Origin of the sequence: Cupriavidus pauculus (assembly GCF_002858765.1) — a bacterium.
Lineage (GTDB): Bacteria > Pseudomonadota > Gammaproteobacteria > Burkholderiales > Burkholderiaceae > Cupriavidus > Cupriavidus pauculus_B.
Genome location: NZ_PJRP01000007.1, coordinates 253,318 through 270,236 on the forward strand (window position 1 = coordinate 253,318; position 16,919 = coordinate 270,236).

Consider the following 16,919-nt stretch of genomic DNA (forward strand, 5'->3'; position numbering starts at 1 on the left):
GCCACGGCTGCGCACGGCCCTGGCGTTGGCAGGAACTGCCATCGTCATGTTGTCCCCCGGGGTCTCAGCGCAGGAGTTCCCACAGCATCCCGTGCGCCTGGTGCTGCCTTATCCCGCCGGTGGACCGACTGACCTGCTCGCACGCGTGGTGGCCGTCAAGATGGGCGAGAGCCTGCGCCAGAGTGTGGTCGTCGACAACAAGCCAGGTGCAAGCGGCATGATTGGTGCTGAAGCCGTCGCGCGCGCCGCGCCAGATGGCTACACGATCCTGGCTAACGCCTCGTTACACGTGATCAACCCTAGCATCTATTCCAAGATGCGCTACGACGCGTTCAAGGACTTCGTTCCCATCACGCAACTGGCCGACGTGCCGCTGGTACTTGTGGTCAATAACGATTCGCCAGTCAGGACCGTGCAGGACCTGATCTCGTATGCCAAGCGCCAGGGTGGTTCGCTCAATTTTGGCTCGGCGGGCAACGCCTCGGCACAGCAACTGGCCGGCGAATCCTTCAAGCTGGCGGCCAAGGTCCCGATGCAGCATGTGCCATACAAGGGCAGCGCGCCGGCGTTGACCGACCTGATGGGCGGACAGATCCAGTTGATGTTTGATTCGATGCCTTCGGCAATGCCCTTCATCAAGGCCGGCAAGCTTCGTGCCGTGGCAGTGACGACCGCGCGCCGCGCTAGCGCCTTGCCTGACGTCCCTACCGTTGCCGAATCCGGGCTGCCAGGCTTCGACATTAGCACTTGGTATGGTCTGTGGGCACCGCGTGGCACGCCCCCCGCGGTGGTCGAAAAGCTGGCCGCACATGCGGCCGCCGCGCTAAAACGTCCGGACGTGCGCCAGCAGTATGCCGACATGGGCGCCGAGCCGATCGGCTCCTCCCCGGCCGACTTTGCACGGTACAACGCCTCCGAAGGCAAAAAGTGGGCTGAGATTGTGCGTCAGTCAGGCGCGAAGGCTGACGAATAGACTACGGAGAATCCAACGAGAAATACGCGTTCCGCCGCTTGGAGGAACGTGGGGGGCTTGGCGGGGGGGGGGATAACAGACAATAACATGCGGCGATAACCGGCACGCTCCCCCATGGACCGACGCCCCTCCGGCCAATCGTGGCGCGTCTAACGCTTGTCGCATTGTGGCTGCGAGCATCTGCCGTGCAGCCAGAATTCGGTTGGATCGGCATCGTCATCTTTGGCATTGCGCTCGGCGTCGCCGCTTCTGTGCTGCATTGGGCGAGTGCGCCCCGTAACGTGTTGAAGTCGACTTGAAGCAGCGACGCAGGTCCACCTGCCTTACTGCGTTTGTTGGCTTTCCGCGCCCTACTATCGGACATTCCAGGCAGAGATGTCGGACGACCGCGAAAGACTCTATTCGACTGGCACGGGTGTATCCGATCTCGCGGTCAGCCCCTTGCCGGCCGCTGCTGTTCCAGGCCCGCGCCACTCGGTACGTACAGGAACCGGCCGGTGGGGTCGAACGACGGCTTGCCAGGGAGCATGCCAGTCGGCACGCGCAATAGCGTCATAAGCATCGGCGGACGGTCGGCAGCGATCCTGAACTGCCAGATTTCGTTGGAGCCGCGGCTGATGGCGTACAGATGACGGCCGGCGGCGTCGATGATCAGATTCGTCGGTCTCGCGCCGGCGGCGATCACGGCCGCATCGATGTTGACTGCCGTAGCAGCTTTGCAACCGGTTCCGCGACATACGGCGTTCACGGCATAGCGGACACTCCGGTCCACGCCGCATCCGCAACTGAGCACATCCCTTTATGGAAGCCGGAGGTAGAGCTCTTCGGCGGCTCAGACAGCCGTGGTCTCAGACCCGGCTTCGTAGTGGCCCAGGCACGCCAAACCATTCAATCTCGAGCGATGCGCCAGTGCCTGCTGGGCTCGGACTACGTTTGCAGCTTCCCCCTTCCAGGCTTGCAGGGGCGACTCTTGCAAGGCGCGCCCATAGGAAAAACTCAATTGCCAGGGCAACACGCCAAGCCGATTCATCGCATCGAGATTGGCGGTGGCTTCCGTTGGCGTTTGGCCGCCCGAAAGAAAGAAGATACCAGGCACCGCCGCTGGCACGGTGCGCTTGAGCGCTCGCACAGTTTGCGCGGCAACATCGGCTGGCGCTGCAGTGCCCGCCTCCTTGCCCGGCATCACCATGCTGGGTTTCAGCAACATATGTTCAAGCACTACCGCATGGCGGTGCAAAGCGTGAAAAACTTCGTGCAGCACGGCCTCGGTAACCTCGGCGCACCGCTCCATGGAATGCGCACCGTCCATTAGCACCTCCGGCTCCACGATCGGTACGACCCCTGCCTCCTGACAGATGGCGGCATAGCTTGCCAGCGTCTGCGCATTGGCTTCGAGAGCAAGCCGGCCAGGGAGTTTGTCTGACACGTTAAAGACAGCGCGCCACTTGGCAAACCGTGCGCCTTGCTGTCGATAGCCGGCAAGTCGCTTGCCCAAACCATCCAAGCCCTCGGTGATCTCTTCTCCGGGCGCGCCGGCGAGCGCGAGCTTTCCCTTGTCCACCTTGATACCCGGCACGATGCCCTGTCGCGCAGCAAGTGCTGGCAGCGGCGTGCCGTCGTCGGCGTGCTGGCCAAGTGTTTCGTCGTAGAGGATGACGCCGCTGATGAACTCGCCAAGACCTGGAGTCGACAGCAGCAGGCTGCGCCACGCCCTGCGGCTCTCCTCATTTGACTCCACCCCGATACGCTGAAAGCGCTTGGCGATTGTCGGTCCGCTCTCGTCGGCGGCCAACAAGCCCTTGCCAGCTTGCACCAAGGCTTCCACGGTGGCTTGCAGCTCGCTTGCTGTATCCATGACGCTGCTCCGCATGCGTGATCATGACTAACCAATATCGCATAGACGCAAAATCATGCAAGCTGTCCGAAGGCGCGATTGGAGGCCAGTCCAACACAGTCGGCGAAAGTGAACGGTCAGAAAGCGTACGAAGCAGCCGCTGCGCAATGCGCTCGTGCTTTTCCAGCGCCAGGTCGAACGATTTCGCTCCGAAACTCTCGTTGCCATGCCCCGGGTTGGCTTGTCACGCGCGTGATAAACACGGCGGTATCGCAAACTTCTGCCGCGAAATCGAGTCGCCACCATGCCGCCGGAGTCTTCCAGCAGCGTGCAGCGCACCAGGTTCTTTTCGGAAATCCAACGAACCCATTCCCCAGCATCGAAGACTTCTACAGGTCGGTTCTTTTTCATCGAGGACCTAAGCGCGGCGCCAATTCCGTAGGCGCTCAGGGACCTTCACTGCAGACCTCATATCGTCAATGTCCCACGGGAACAACCAACTCACCATACTCTTTCAACAGCGTGAGATCACCTACACTAATCGTCACCTGCATGCTCTTTCGTCGAGGTTCGCGCCATGCTGGATTCTGCCACGAAGCGCTCTATTCGCCATTTCTGGTTCTTTGTTTGCATCGTTCTAGGGCTGGGTGGATGTGCCTGGCTACCGGGTCAAGTGTCGCTGCGGGTGAATGTCGCGGGTATAGAACCGCTAGAGGGCGAAGGGCTGGAGATGCGGTTCATTGTGAAGTTGCGGATCCAGAATCCCAACGACGCCCCGGTCGAGTACAGCGGCGTATCGCTGCAACTGGACGTCAACGGCCAACCTTTTGGCAGCGGAGTCAGTGATCAAACCGGGGTTGTACCTCGATTCGGTGAGGCAGTGATCCATGTGCCAATGACCGTTCCTGCGTTCGCCGCTGTGCGCCAAGCTTTTGCACTGGCAGGCAGCGCGATGGCCGGCAACGTTTCTTATAAGGTCCAAGGCCGGTTGGCCGGTGGATTGGGGGGAGGAACGCACTTTGCTGACCACGGAACGCTTTCCCTGCCGACATACAGCCTGATCAGCCAGTAACGAACCTCCTCACCCGGGTGCCCGTGCAGCGGCAACACGGGGGATGATGCGTCAGTGAACTTCCATGCCACGCATGGCGTGGATGCTTTGATGATGCTTCTGCAAGCCCTCGTAGTGACGCAGCAGAACCGATCGTACCTCTTCTGGCATGTTGTTCGTCAGCGCCGAACGATACTCCCGCCTGGCGGCCTCTTCCTCGCGCTCGCACAACTGCAGAACCGCATCGTCGTTGTGCGGCGCGATGATATGCATCACCTCCATCCAGCCGCGATGCATGGTGCCACCCATCGTGCCACGGTCACGGGGCACCGCACCCAGATTGCTGACCATAGCCTGCAACTCAGTTACAGAATTGCGGCACGTTTCAGCGGTGCGGGTCAGGATACTGCGCATTTCGGCGTTGTCCACTTCGCGGGCACCGGTCATGCAAACACGTTCGCCGTCTTTACCGACTTCGATCAGATGGTTCAGGGTGAAGACAAGATGTCCTTTCGCGTTGGTCATGGCGGTCTCCTTGCGCGAATCGAGCAAATGTGAGCCTGCAAGGACACATGCCGCGCACGAGGTTCGCAGGTTCACAAGCTCAGTATAGAAGCGGAGCGCGATCGACCAATCACACAGTTTTTGACAACCACGCTACCTCAGCAGGTCTTGGTCATCGAAGGCGCCATGGAGATGGCCATTGGTGACAAGGGTTGGCGGCTCGAAATCGGTGATTGCCTGACCATGCGGCTGATGCCTACCGGCGAATTTTGCGGCACGACCTTTTATGCAAGCAAATCTGATCGGGCGGGCTGAATCCCGGCGGCGGGCTGTCGTATCCCTCACTGAGTGACCACTTAAGAGCTTGTCGTGGTCGAATTACTCGGCTTACCTCGACCAATGTTGGAAGAAGTCGTGCTGGGGCGCCGACTGCTACGGCCTGCCACTGAAAGCCAACTGTACGTGTACGCGAAGAACCGATTCCCACCAGCGTGCAGTTCAACGAATTGCGGCGCGCGCAGATGCCGATCTGGACTTAAGAAGAGTCTTTGTGACCAATGCCGTTTTCGTCAAGTCAGACAGCGGCGACTCTTTTCACGATGAAACGGGGTTAGTACTGACGGTGGCATTCGGCAACTGCTGGCCGATCCGTGAGCTTCATGTATCGGTTGTCAAGCCAACCACCATCCTGAGCCTGGGATATCAAAGTGGCGAGCGTGCCTATTCATTCTTTAGGGGCAAGGCAACTCACGTCGGCACTGAGCGGAGCCATACAGTCGCCGGCAGAGCGCTCCCGTCCTTCCGGTGGGGTCAGATGACATCGGGCACACCAACCGGACCGCTGTGCAATTGCCGGCGTCAGTCCGCCATCACAAAGCCGTAAAGTGCCGCGGCGTTGCGCCAGCGCAGCCCTTCCTCAAGGTGAGGCCGTTGCGCGAGCCATACCATTGTTGTGCGGCATTCGTCGGCACGCGTCGGGCCTTCGAAGTTGGTCCAGGGCCAGTCACTGCCCCATAGCAGTCGATCCGGTCCAGCAACCTCCGCCCAGCGTGTGGTCAGTGTCGACCATAGATCGGGATTTGACAGCCGGTACGGCGCACTGATCTTGACCCAGAGCGGACGCCGCTCACCCACGGTACGGGCTGCGTCGAAGATCGGATCATCGACGCACAGCTCGCCGGGCCGACCAAAGTGATCGAGCACGACGGGTGCCGGTGTGTCGCCCAGCGCCGCATCGAGCGCGGATAGAACGCTGGCGCCCTCGCCGTTATTGGTATGAACTTCGACGTGCCAGCCCAACGCCGCAACGCGTTGAAAAAGCCTGCGCCACGGCGCAGTCTCGATACGGCGCCAGCCATCGTCGCCATAGAGGTTCAAGCGGATGCCTCGCACGCCCGCTGCATCGAGCGCAGCCAGTTCGGCGTCGGACACGGACGGATCGAGTACCGCCACGCCACGCAGCCGACCCGGCATGCGCTGCAACGTGGCCAGCATCATGGAGTTGTCGGTGCCAAGAAAGCTGGTCTGTACCACCACGCCGTATGCATCCCCCGGCGCTCCGCCCACTGTCCCCGCCATGGCGAGCCACGCCGTCAGCGGCGCCGCATAGGACGGGCGATAACGCGCCGATGCCACGGCTACCCCGGCATCGAACACATGGAAGTGGCAATCCACCAGCGGTTGGCGAGTCGTCATGGGCTGCATTTTCCTCTGTACGGGTTACCCCCGATATGGCAACGTTTGCCGGACCGGGTACTCTAGTCCTCTATAGGACATGAATCTAACACGGCCACCGAATGCCAGACAATCCCAATGTCCAGTCTGCTGCAGCGGCGGGTATGAGCCGCTACGGGCAGATTGCCAAACAGTTGCAGGACAAGATTCTCGCAGGCGAATGGCCGTCGGGCAGCGCCATTCCTGCCGAGAGCGCGCTCGCGAGCCAGTTCGGCATTGCGCTCGGCACAATCAGGCAGGCGATTGCCGTGCTGGTCCAGCAGGGACTGCTCGAGCGGGTGCAAGGGAAAGGAACATTCGTTCGCAGCGGCCTGTCGGGCGCGAGCATGATGCGCTTTTTCCGCTTTCGCTCGGAGGCCGACGCCGAGGCGCCCCTCACGACGGTGCCGCGCTCTGAAATCCTGTCCTGTCGAAGCGTCCGCCTGGACAAGGCGATGGCCGCGCGATTCGCGCTGGATTCAGGCGCGCGGGGATTGGCGATTTCGCGGCGGCGCTGGGTGGCTGATCACCCGCGCCTGCTCGAGTCGCTCTGGCTGCCGCTGCCACGCTGCGCAGCGCTACAGGACTTCCCGACGGCGGAGTGGGGCGATTTGCTCTATCCGATGCTGAACCAGCGTTGCGGCATCACCGTACACCGGGCGATGGACGAGGTGACCTTCCGCCAGCTCGATGCCGAAGAAGCGGAACTGCTTGCGCTCCCAGTATCCCACCCCTGCGCCTTGGTGACGCGGCAGGCATTCGATATCCAGGGGCAATGCGTCGAGTACCGGCTGACGAGGGGCGATGCCTACGCCTTCCGCTACGCGGCCGAGATTCGCTGATCTCGCGCCCCAACCAATTTCCGACGGAGACCTCATGCGTTGTTTGCTGCCCCTCGCGCTGGCCAGCCTGGCCGTTCATTCATCTCACGCGTACGCCGCCGATGCTGCGGCGCCATGGCCTACGCGGCCAGTGACCATCGTCGTCACGTATCCGCCCGGCGGCGGCGCGGACTTGATGGCGCGGCTCATCGCGCCCGCTCTGGGGCGCGAACTCGGCCAAACCGTGATCGTTGAAAACCGTCCCGGTGCGGGCGGGCAAATCGGCGCGTCTTACGTCGCAAAGGCCGCGCCCGACGGCTACACCGTGATGGTCGATGCATCGTCCTACGCGGTGAATCCGAGCCTCTATCCGCGGCTGCCCTACGACCCCGCCAAGGCCTTCCGCGCGGTGGGCGTACTCGCGCGCTATCCCAACGTCCTGGTCGCCAATCCCGCCTTCCCGGCAGCCAATGTCAAGGATGTGTTGGCCCTGGCGCGGCAAAAGCCTGGCACGGTGGCATTCGCATCGTCAGGCAACGGGTCTGCACAGCATCTGTCCGGCGTGCTGTTTGAACAGCGCGGCGGTGTTGACCTGCTTCATGTCCCCTATAAGGGCGGCGGCCCGGCCATGACCGACGTCATTGCCGGGCAAGTGCCGCTGTTCTTCGCGAACGTCGCTTCGAGCCTCCAGCACATCAAGGCGGGCAAGCTGCGGCCGTTGGCGGTGACCAGCCACAGCCGTACTTCGGCGCTGCCCGATGTGCCGACCATGCAGGAAGCAGGAGTGGCCGGCTACGAGGTCTATGAATGGAATGCCGCGTTCCTGCCTGCTGCCACGCCGGAAGCTGTGGTGACCCGGCTATCGGGCGCGCTGCAGAAAGTCATGGCGAGCCCGGAGATCCGTCATCGCGTGGCCGAGCTGGGCGGGGAGGTAGCGACGGCATCGCCGGCTGATGCTGCCAGCTTTATCGACGCGCAGACAAGGCTCTGGGCCAAGGTCATCAAGGATGGCAACATCAAACCGGAATAAACACCGGAACCGCGTCTGCCCGTAGCGGGCGCGCAGGACACTCAAGTCCGCGAAATATTCCAATCAAAGGAGACCCATGTCCACCGATCGTACCCATAACGCCGACCGCCGGCACCTGCTTGGACTCATGGCCGCGCTGGGCGCCGGGGCATTCGTCCCCTCGCTCGCACGCGCACAGGCCTGGCCGTCGAAGACCATCCGCCTGGTCGTGCCGTTCGCGCCCGGCGGCAGCTCGGAGATCGTCGCGCGATCCACCGCGGCGGAACTCACCAAACTGCTGGGCGTGTCGGTCTTCGTCGAGAACAAGCCGGGCGGCGCGGGCAATATCGCCATGGGCGAAGTGGCGCGGGCCGACGACAACCACACGCTGATCCTTGGCCATATCGGCACGCTGGCGGTCAACCCGTACATCTTCGCGAAGTTGCCGTATGACCCGAACAAGGACTTCCGGCCGATTTCGCTGCTGTCCAAGGTGCCGAGCCTGTACGTCGTGCACCCCGACGTGCCCGCGAAGAACCTCAAGGAATTCGTGGCACTGGCCAAGAACAAACCTGGCAAGCTCAACTATGGTTCTGCCGGCAATGGCAGCGCTGGCCACCTCGCCTTCGAATACCTGAAAGCGACCACAGGGACCTTCATTACTCACGTGCCATATCGTGGCAGCGGTCCCCAGATTACCGATCTGCTCTCCGGGCGGCTTGATGCTGCGGCCATTGGTGCGCCGGCCATCCTGCAGTTCATCAAAACGGGAAAGGTGCGTTGCATTGCTACGGGCACCGCACAGCGTATCCCACAGTTGCCAGATGTGCCGACGGTGGCGGAGCAAGGCTACCCGGGCTTCGAGATGACGCAGTGGTACGGGCTGTTGGCGCCGGCGTCGCTTCCACAGCCGGCCGCCGCCAAGCTGGCGGACGTCACCGTCAAGGCGGTAAAGAGCCCCGCGTCGGTCGAACGGCTCAGTGCTGACGCGGCGCTCGTGGCGGGCAGTACGCCAGAGGAATTCTCTCGCTTTATCGCGGCGGAGCAGCAGCGCTGGAAGCCGATCGTGGCGCGCGCCGGGATCAAACCGGACTAGGGCGTCTTACGTTTTGCGGCCGTCTCCCAAAGAGGCGTTCAGAGTGACAATGAGCGCTCGATCTACTTTCGTATCGACAGCCCATCGAGTCCCGACGCAATTTCCCCGCCAGTTCGGATTCCGCCTCTTTCGTTTTCGCTACATGGTGGCTTGGCTGTCGTGTCCCTGAAACGGCTACCGGGGTGGTGCAGACCAGTGGCGACATTGGGTTGCGGAAAACATGGTCGGAGCGTTCGACGCTTACACACCACGTTTTGTCAAACGCTATGCCGAAGTCAACGTACTCATGCGGGAAGCCTCCATTGCTACGGCAATGAAGTACGCCAAGGTAGCTTCCCACAAGCCGTACATTGCTTTGGATATGACAAGCCGCTGCAGTTGTCGACAAATTAAGACGAAAGCAACGCGGGTAGGCATGCCCGTCGCCGCCAGGGGGCCGGCTGCCGACTCGATCGGGCTCTTCCCGGCCAAATGCAGACGTTCATTTCCGTCGCCAATAATCTGCACCTGGCACATCGCTTGTCGCGATAGCTATGTCTAGATGCCCTTCTACTCCGCTATAACGAAGGCGACGGGGCCAGGTCCCGTGCTGACAGAGCCGGTGCGCGTGAACGTGTGATCAGCGTTGACGGTGTACGACCATACGCTGTCGCTACCGGAATCCGTGACGTAGGCTAACTTGCCACTGGAGTCGAAGGTGACTGGCCCGTGCTCCGAAGCTGCGGTGCCGTTGGCCGTAAGCGTGCCATCAGGGTTGATGGCGTAGAGCAGGGTCGTGGTTCCCGAGGGGATATAGGCAAACTTGCTATCGGGGGAAACGACTACAGCGCCAGGCCAGGACAGTCCTGAACTGATGGCACCGTTGGCAGCGAGTGTGCCATCGGTGTTGATAGTGAACATCGACACTTGGTTGGCACCGTTTCCGTTGACGACATAGACAAACTTACCACTAGGATCGACCGTCACGGGCTGAGGAAATGCTCCCGTAGCAATCGGGCTGCCGTTGGCCGTGAGCGTGCCGTCGGCATTGATGACGTACGGCTGTACCGTGCCATCGCCATAGTTGGATATGTAGGCGAACTTGCCGTTTGGTGCCACCGCGATCCAGTGACTGGTTGAGCTGAGAGGGAGTGAGCCATTCGATGTCAATGTACCGTTGGCATCGATGCTGTACATCGAGAGAAAGGTCGAGAAGGGAACATAGGCGAACTTGCCACCGGGTTCGATAGCCATGCCGGAACCGCCTGAGACCCTGCTGCCGTTTGCGGTGAGCGAACCATCAGTGGCAATCGTGTACGGGTACGCCCAGCTGGCGGTCAGCGCGTAAAGTGATTTGCCATCAGGCCCCAGGGTCAGGTAACTGAGGCCCGGATTGGGCGTGTTTACGCTGCTTTTTTTCGTCAGAGTACCGTCGGCTTTGATGGCGTATATCCAAACCGTGCCGTCATTGTTGTTGGCGACGTAGCCCAACTTCTGTGCAACGCATGTCACAGCAACATTGTTTACCGACGCCGATGCCGTCCCACTGCCATTGGTGACGGTACAGAATTGTCTGGGCTTGCTCGGTTGGCTCTTGACCGTTACAGCGTAGCCGCTGCCACTGGCAATCCGCGTGCCAAATGTAAAGCTGCCGCCGGCCGAAACGGCGAGGTCGTCGCCGGCGTTGTCTTGCAGGACAAGACCTGCTCCGGTCAGGCCGCTGACCGTGCCGCCGATGGTATGGGACGATTCCGCCGCGGAAGTCGGCGCACTCGGTGAGTCGCCTCCGTTCGCTGAGGCGACTCCATTCTCTGAGTCGCCTCCGCAAGCCGTAAGCAAGATACACAGGAAGGCGGAAGCCGCAACTTGCCGGCGACTGGCGAGGTACCGGGCGAGGTGGAGGTAGTTCATGGAATTCCTTGTTGTTCTTCTCTTGGGGCTGTGTCAGGCAGCCGGAAAGGGATCGAGACCTGGGCGACCTCGTTTCTTTTGCTCCGTACAACGAAAATGCAACGGCTGATGGTGAGTACGCTGCGAACTCCAGATTCAACTCCTGATGAATGGGTTGCGCATGCAAACGTACCAGTCCGTTTACGGTAAGCGCTGGCGATACTTGAGCGACCGGTGAGGCGCGGGTTTCCATGCGTTCCGGCCAACGGGAACTGACCGGCCTTTCCGACCACTCAAATGGTTTCCTGCGAAGCCGTCGAACTCAGCGCTTAGCGAAAGAAGGGATGGCGTGCGGCAGCTTCCGAGGACGTCGATCGAGTGTCCGGATTCAGTTGGCATCCCCCCTCCCTCGACCTTCGGTTGCCGCCTGTCGGCAGAAAGGAAGGGGATTCCCGTACGCACGCGATGGCAGTGCGACTGATTTGCTACGAGACGAGGCGCCACTACCTGGAAACCCGCGTGGTTAAGCCAGTAAGAGGCTTACTTCGCGCCGGTCCATCATTGGCTTGATTTCGGCCGATACTCAAGTAACGAGCCCGCCTCGCGCGAACACCGGTCTCGATGATTCAAGCGCGATAAATACACGGCGCAGAGCCCCTCGCACCGGGAGCCTCTACCCTTCATTTTCCAGGCATGTGTTCCTCAGATGCGAGCCTGCATTGGTCATCCGGCTCCATGCAACCGAATGGCGCGGATGGGTCCGCAAGGCAGCTCCCGCAGGCAGCCGCACAAGCCAGGATCTGAATGCGCCGAGGACGGAGACCGGCCACGCACTCATGCGACCGTTTCGCTCTTTGGGGCCCTCATTCATCGGACGAGTTGAGTTGACGCACACGAAAGACCCCAGCAAGAGCAAGGCCAACTGCGAAATGTAGGATGTCGACTGACAGCGGGACTAAGGACTTTGCGACAAGATTGTCACCAACCACCGTAACTACCGTCCCCCGAGACGCTGCTATCTAGGGATGACGGTCGCCCTAGTTTCTCATCAACATGCAATTCAACAGTGAAGAACGGGAGGCAGTAGACCTCCTCGCGAAAGCGATCCGAGAGCGGGTTCGTGTGGCCCATATCGAGGCGGCCCAATGGCAGGTCGTGCCGCTGAGCTCGGAGTATCGGAAAGCGCGCCACATTATTGAGCGAGCGCCCGCACTCTTGGCATCTCTCGATGAGATCAAGCAAATTTTACCGCCAGCACCGACCCTCAGACCTTAATCAGTTCGCCTACACCCCCAGCGATTCAGCAAGAATTCGCTTCGTTGTGGGGCTGACCGCCAGATCATCGAGTTCGCCCCAAGCGAACCAGCGGCACACTTTGATTTCATTGCACGGGAGCGGATCGGCCGATTTACTCACCGTCGCCCGGAATACGTGATGCACCGTCGTTAACCCAAGAAACTGACACTGGAAAGCCAGGGTCTTCACCTTCAGTGCTGTCTCTTCCCACAACTCTCGAGCGGCCGCATCAGACAGGGTTTCGTGCTCGTGCGGTCGTCCACCAGGCAACGCCCAGCGCATGCCGTCCTTGGAGACAAGCAAGACTTTTTCACTACGGACGCAAACGAGGGTCGCTCTGATCTTTGGGCGCATCGGATTCAGGTTTCGTCTGGGACATGGATCCAGGAAGCCGCGAATTGTACCGACTCATGATGTCGACCGACGTCTAAAACGCCCGTACCAGGGGCGCTATGACGTCAGAACCAATTTCCATGACATATAGGCAAGCGCTGGTACAAGGATCAGTAGGGCCATCAGCCAGTAGTAGTTGGCACCATGCCGCGGCTGTCCAGGGTGACCTTTGCTGTGAAAGAGATAGTGGTCCATGTGACGCCTCCCCTCTGACACCTCCCGTGTTCGCTTCTCAATGTTAGGAAGAAAATTCTTCATTTTTCTATGGGTCCGCCGACACTAGTTCGGAGAACGATTCGTGGGGCATATTGCCGCACCAAGAGGAGACATTGTCGTGGGCAATGCAAAGGTTGAAGCACCCGAAGTAGGATCCCGGTGGCGACACGACGACGGAAGTGAGTTGAAAGTCATCCTGATCGCCAAAGCAGAACACAATAACGTCGGAGCGGAGGTCTCGGTCGTTTGTGTCTGCAACGCCACAGGCGAAATTTATAGTCTCCCCTGCGAGCGTTTTTACGAACGACGACACAAGCATGCGGATGCTCCAGGCCCACAAGCAGCAACCAAGATGGCAGAAGCAGTGCTCCACTCCCGGGATCTGCAGATCGCCCGAGCTATGGTCGAACTCCTTGCCGAGGACAGTGCCAGACTGACCGCTCTAGAAACTGCGCTAAAGCAAGCCGGCCATCAACTTCACTTCCATCTCGGTGAATTCCGCCTCGCGCCGGCGACGAGAGCGCATGCTGGCAAGTTTGCGACATTGCGTGAGGCCATCGACCACTTGGATACGACACACTAAGTTGGGCCCACGAGGTTAGCTCAGAGGTCCCTGGCCGTTGCCAAAAGACATAAAAAAGAACCCACTGGACAAGTTGTATGCGGGCCTCGGGGATGTCATAGGGATCAATGTCTATAACTGGCCGAATTGTGCAGGCCTTTGACTCGGCCTGCTCCGCACCCGTAGGCCAGCGCTGGGACGTCTGTTCTCAGCGTCTCTACAGACTATCCAGGCAGATGAATCAATAAGCGGAGATGGGTCGGCATTGCATCTGACACCCGCTAAGCCCCTTACCAGAATGAGCCGAAGGCGGAGACCGGTCATGAGGCATCGCCCGGTCGCCACTTTGCCAGACCGCTCAGATGTCCGGTTAATACCTGGCCGCCAACTTCAACGGCGCTCCTTTCCGAGCTGAGCGTCTACCGCACGCCCTTCCGGGCGGGACTCGCCGACTAGAACGCGTACGGTCCTTCAAAAGAGAACAGCCGACATCGTCGGCCGTTCTCTTTGCTGGCGCACCTGCGGTGTCAACCCGCAGGTCTCCTGGCTCGCGATTACTGCTTCTTGACAGCGTCTGCCGGCGCGGCCTTTTCTGCCGTGACGGTAACCTTCTCGGCCTTGGCCGGCGCAGCAGTCTTCTCCGCGCTCACCTTGGTTGCCTTGGCGTGCTTGGCGGCATGCTTGTGGGTCGCAGCCGCGGGCGCTTTCGCAGCAGGCGCCGTAGCTGCCGGCGTGGCCGGCGCCGCTGGAGCGGCCGTGGCAGGCGCCGGGGCAACGCCTTGAGCAAAGGCGGCACCAGTGATGGCAAAAGCGGCAACGGCAGCAAACAGCTTCTTCATGATCGACAATCCTTCTGAGAGGTTTAGGCGCTGCGATGTGCCGCGCTTGCCTCCAAAAACGGGGGAGTCTCACACTCAGTTGACGGCTAACTCGTGACAATCCGTAAGCTTTGTTTCTGCAGAGGCGGCGCGCGTTACAGACGCCGAAACGTGTCACAGTGAATGGCGCCCATGCGAAGGGTTGTTCCCGCAGTCTGCGATATACAGGTCGCCTGCCGCACCGACGGCCAGGCCCGACGTGGTATCGAACCTAGCTGTAGTGCCCGAACCGTTGGTGGGGCCGGACACCAAGCCATCGACCAGCGTCGTCACGACGCCCGCTGACGTTACCTTTCGGATCAGATTGTTCTGGCTATCGCCCACATAGACGTTACCTGCACCATCGACCGCCACGCCGAACGGGCCTTGAAACTTCGCCGAAGCTCCCGTACCGTCAGTCGAGCCGTTCGTGCCGCCGGCAAGCGTGGTCACACGCCAGCCGGGGTAATCTTGCGAATCGCGTTGTTGCTGTAGTCAGCAACATACAGATTTCCAGCCTTGTCGATAGCCAGGCCCGAGGGGGCACTGAAGGTCGCCGCCGTCCCCGTACCGACGATGGCACCCATGACGCCGGAACCCGCGAACGTCGTCACCACGCCAGCCGGCGTGATCTTGCGGATCATGTTGCGGCGGTCAGTAATGAAAAACGTACCGCTCGCATCGAGCGTCACGCTCTAAGGCCAGTTGAAGCGCGCCGAGGTGCCGGTGCCGTCCGCGGTGCCTCCGGTGGTGCTGCCTGCGTACACGCTTACGGCGAAGCGCCCCAGCCCCCTGGGCAGGACGGACATTTATACAAACTCGGGTCGCGCATCGTTTCGCCCTTCCAGTAGGACTCAGTAAGAATTTCAGTTCGCGCTTCGCGCCGATGCGCGGAAAGCCGAGGTTGTGGATCACGGTCATGGCGTCATCCGTATTCAAGTCGAAGCCGGACTGTAGGAACGGCATTCCATGAAGTAAGATGATCCTTACTCAGAATTCAATGAATATCACTCATGTTGGAGCGCATTCATCTATCGATCGTCCGCGAGGTGGACCGCCAAGGGTCGCTGACCGCGGCCGCTTCTGTGCTTTGCCTGACGCAGTCGGCGCTCAGCCACGCTATGAAAAAGCTGGAACTGCAGCTTGGCACCGACATCTGGCTACGCGAGGGACGTAACTTGCGGCCGACTCAGGCAGGATCCTATCTGCTGGCGGTGGCCAACCGCGTGCTGCCTCAGCTCGACCTGGCCGAAGAGCGCATCCGGCAGTTCGCTCAGGGTGAGCGTGGCACGTTGCGCATCGGCATGGAATGCCACCCTTGTTACCAGTGGCTGCTCAAGATCGTTTCCCCCTATCTGACGCAATGGCCGGATGTGGATGTCGACGTGAAACAGAAATTCCAGTTCGGCGGCATCGGTGCGCTGTTCGGGTACGAGATAGATATGCTCGTCACGCCCGATCCGCTCTACAAGCCGGGCCTGCATTTCGAGCCCGTGTTCGACTACGAACAGGTGCTCGTCGTCGGCAAGGACCATCGCCTGGCTGGCCTGCCGCACGTCGATGCGGACGCACTGACCGATGAAGTCCTGATCACCTACCCGGTCGCCATCGATCGGCTCGATATCTACAACATGTTCCTGCAGCCGGCGGGGGTCACACCAAAGCGCCACAAGACCATCGAGACGACGGACATCATGATGCAGATGGTGGCCAGTGGGCGCGGAATCGCCGCGTTGCCGCGCTGGCTGGTCGCGGAGTATGCACAGAAAATGGACGTCACGGCCGTGCGGCTGGGGCCCAATGGGGTTGCCAAGCAGATCTTTCTAGGCGCCCGCGAGGGCGACATCGAGATCGATTACTTGAGGGCCTTTATCGAACTCGCCCGCCGCTCGGCCGACAGTGCCCAGAACTGAACCATCGCCCTGACGCGTCGCGTACACGACCACAAGCGCTTGAAGCGCGGCCACGTGGTCTCCGGGCGAAGTGTCCCGCTTGCGCTGCGCCAGCAAGAGGAGGAACTAGCCCATGTGCTTGGCGTGCCGAGCGAGGACTCGCTGAATGGTCGCCCCCTGACGCGCAGATCTGTCAGGATCGCTTGGCGGGCGCAATTGCCGCATTGAATAGCTGGATCACTCGAAAAGTCCAGTCCGCCGCGTCCCGCGCGTTGATTCAACGAATACAGGTTGCGCGCGAGTTCTCCAAGAGACACCGTCGCACCCGCCGACATTGCAGCCCCCACTGCCAGCCGTGCCGGTTTCTACCACCACCGAGTCGAACTCATCGTGATGGTGGTCAGCGTGATCCGGGTCGTCGGCGTTGCCGTGGTGATTGACGCGCAGGTGGATCGCGTCCTCCGAGGCGCGATTCTGCCCTAGTAGGCTGTTCACATCCAGCGAGCCTGCCTGTGCAGGCACGATCTTGACCTTGGCCTGAATCTCGGGGCGGACCAGCCCTTCCACCGGTGCAATCTGCGCGGCGTCCATCAGGTCGGTCTTGTCCACCAGATGGTACTGGCCCGAATTGCTTTGGGCACAGACTTCTACCTTCGCACGGCCAGAGGCTCACGGCCGAACAAATCAGCTTCAGCACGCCAGCAGGCGCCGTCAACGCCGTTGCTTTACCTGCTGAGCGACGCCGAGATGGATACGCCAAAGCACTCACATGAACTGTTTTCATGGATATGTGAGTTTTAACCATTTTACTTCATGATTACCTATCGCTAGCA

At 60.7% G+C, this 16,919-nt stretch carries 17 protein-coding genes and 1 pseudogene; 8 read left to right on the plus strand and 10 right to left on the minus strand.

Annotation, left to right across the window (positions count from 1 at the left end; all coding sequences use genetic code 11):
- Positions 1-46 precede the first annotated feature (46 nt).
- Positions 47-973, plus strand: coding sequence for a tripartite tricarboxylate transporter substrate binding protein (locus tag CYJ10_RS17000; protein WP_257993385.1), 927 nt, complete (start codon positions 47-49; stop codon positions 971-973).
- Between the two features lie 433 nt (positions 974-1,406).
- Here the strand turns inward: CYJ10_RS17000 and CYJ10_RS17005 are convergent, their stop codons facing one another.
- Positions 1,407-1,658: a beta-propeller fold lactonase family protein gene (locus CYJ10_RS17005; protein WP_101682653.1), complete on the minus strand. Its 252-nt coding sequence runs from the start codon at positions 1,656-1,658 to the stop codon at positions 1,407-1,409.
- A gap of 147 nt (positions 1,659-1,805) precedes the next feature.
- On the minus strand, positions 1,806-2,828 hold the full coding sequence (locus CYJ10_RS17010) for a class I fructose-bisphosphate aldolase (protein ID WP_101682654.1): 1,023 nt from the start codon (positions 2,826-2,828) through the stop codon (positions 1,806-1,808).
- A gap of 556 nt (positions 2,829-3,384) precedes the next feature.
- Here CYJ10_RS17010 and CYJ10_RS17020 point away from each other — a divergent pair.
- Positions 3,385-3,879 (plus strand): LEA type 2 family protein, encoded by a 495-nt coding sequence (locus tag CYJ10_RS17020; protein WP_101682655.1) that lies wholly within the window; start codon positions 3,385-3,387, stop codon positions 3,877-3,879.
- A 51-nt stretch (positions 3,880-3,930) separates the two neighbouring features.
- On the opposite strand, the gene CYJ10_RS17025 is transcribed toward CYJ10_RS17020, so the two are convergent.
- Positions 3,931-4,383: a PA2169 family four-helix-bundle protein gene (locus CYJ10_RS17025; protein ID WP_101682656.1), complete on the minus strand. Its 453-nt coding sequence runs from the start codon at positions 4,381-4,383 to the stop codon at positions 3,931-3,933.
- A 165-nt stretch (positions 4,384-4,548) separates the two neighbouring features.
- Here CYJ10_RS17025 and CYJ10_RS34805 point away from each other — a divergent pair, with 165 nt between their 5' ends.
- Positions 4,549-4,677, plus strand: a complete 129-nt coding sequence (locus CYJ10_RS34805; RefSeq protein WP_257993378.1) for a hypothetical protein — start codon at positions 4,549-4,551, stop codon at positions 4,675-4,677.
- Positions 4,678-5,220: 543 nt separating this feature from the next.
- Here the strand turns inward: CYJ10_RS34805 and CYJ10_RS17030 are convergent.
- Entirely contained in the window at positions 5,221-6,057 is an 837-nt protein-coding gene (locus CYJ10_RS17030) for an amidohydrolase family protein (RefSeq protein WP_101682657.1), read from the minus strand.
- A gap of 101 nt (positions 6,058-6,158) precedes the next feature.
- On the opposite strand from CYJ10_RS17030, the gene CYJ10_RS17035 reads away from it, so the two are divergent.
- From CYJ10_RS17035 to CYJ10_RS17045, 3 genes are all read left to right on the plus strand, one after another.
- A complete protein-coding gene (locus CYJ10_RS17035) occupies positions 6,159-6,917 on the plus strand; it encodes a GntR family transcriptional regulator (RefSeq protein WP_101682658.1) in 759 nt (252 codons plus the stop codon).
- A 34-nt stretch (positions 6,918-6,951) separates the two neighbouring features.
- On the plus strand, positions 6,952-7,926 hold the full coding sequence (locus CYJ10_RS17040; protein WP_101682659.1) for a tripartite tricarboxylate transporter substrate binding protein: 975 nt from the start codon (positions 6,952-6,954) through the stop codon (positions 7,924-7,926).
- A 127-nt stretch (positions 7,927-8,053) separates the two neighbouring features.
- Positions 8,054-9,001, plus strand: coding sequence for a Bug family tripartite tricarboxylate transporter substrate binding protein (locus tag CYJ10_RS17045; RefSeq protein WP_257993379.1), 948 nt, complete (start codon positions 8,054-8,056; stop codon positions 8,999-9,001).
- Between the two features lie 549 nt (positions 9,002-9,550).
- Here CYJ10_RS17045 and CYJ10_RS17055 read toward each other — a convergent pair.
- Complete coding sequence (locus tag CYJ10_RS17055; RefSeq protein WP_101682662.1) at positions 9,551-10,891, minus strand: lactonase family protein; 1,341 nt, start codon at positions 10,889-10,891, stop codon at positions 9,551-9,553.
- Between the two features lie 1,263 nt (positions 10,892-12,154).
- A complete protein-coding gene (locus CYJ10_RS17060; RefSeq protein WP_101682663.1) occupies positions 12,155-12,520 on the minus strand; it encodes an NUDIX hydrolase in 366 nt (121 codons plus the stop codon).
- Positions 12,521-12,893: 373 nt separating this feature from the next.
- Here CYJ10_RS17060 and CYJ10_RS33795 point away from each other — a divergent pair, with 373 nt between their 5' ends.
- Positions 12,894-13,358, plus strand: coding sequence for a hypothetical protein (locus tag CYJ10_RS33795; RefSeq protein WP_146002060.1), 465 nt, complete (start codon positions 12,894-12,896; stop codon positions 13,356-13,358).
- 533 nt (positions 13,359-13,891) lie between these two features.
- Here the strand turns inward: CYJ10_RS33795 and CYJ10_RS34160 are convergent.
- From CYJ10_RS34160 to CYJ10_RS17085, 3 genes are all read right to left on the minus strand, one after another.
- Positions 13,892-14,176 (minus strand): hypothetical protein, encoded by a 285-nt coding sequence (locus CYJ10_RS34160; protein ID WP_180862962.1) that lies wholly within the window; start codon positions 14,174-14,176, stop codon positions 13,892-13,894.
- Positions 14,177-14,329: 153 nt separating this feature from the next.
- Positions 14,330-14,647, minus strand: a complete 318-nt coding sequence (locus tag CYJ10_RS17080) for a hypothetical protein (RefSeq protein WP_101682666.1) — start codon at positions 14,645-14,647, stop codon at positions 14,330-14,332.
- Positions 14,644-14,886: a hypothetical protein gene (locus CYJ10_RS17085; protein ID WP_146002061.1), complete on the minus strand. Its 243-nt coding sequence runs from the start codon at positions 14,884-14,886 to the stop codon at positions 14,644-14,646. Before CYJ10_RS17085 ends, CYJ10_RS17080 begins: the two co-directional genes overlap by 4 nt.
- A gap of 321 nt (positions 14,887-15,207) precedes the next feature.
- Between CYJ10_RS17085 and CYJ10_RS17090 the strand changes: the two genes are divergently transcribed.
- Positions 15,208-16,107, plus strand: a complete 900-nt coding sequence (locus CYJ10_RS17090; protein WP_101682668.1) for a LysR family transcriptional regulator — start codon at positions 15,208-15,210, stop codon at positions 16,105-16,107.
- A gap of 342 nt (positions 16,108-16,449) precedes the next feature.
- On the opposite strand, the pseudogene CYJ10_RS17100 reads toward CYJ10_RS17090, so the two are convergent.
- Positions 16,450-16,695 (minus strand): annotated as a pseudogene (locus CYJ10_RS17100) (cobalamin biosynthesis protein CobW); the annotation flags it as partial.
- Positions 16,696-16,919: the final 224 nt, after the last annotated feature.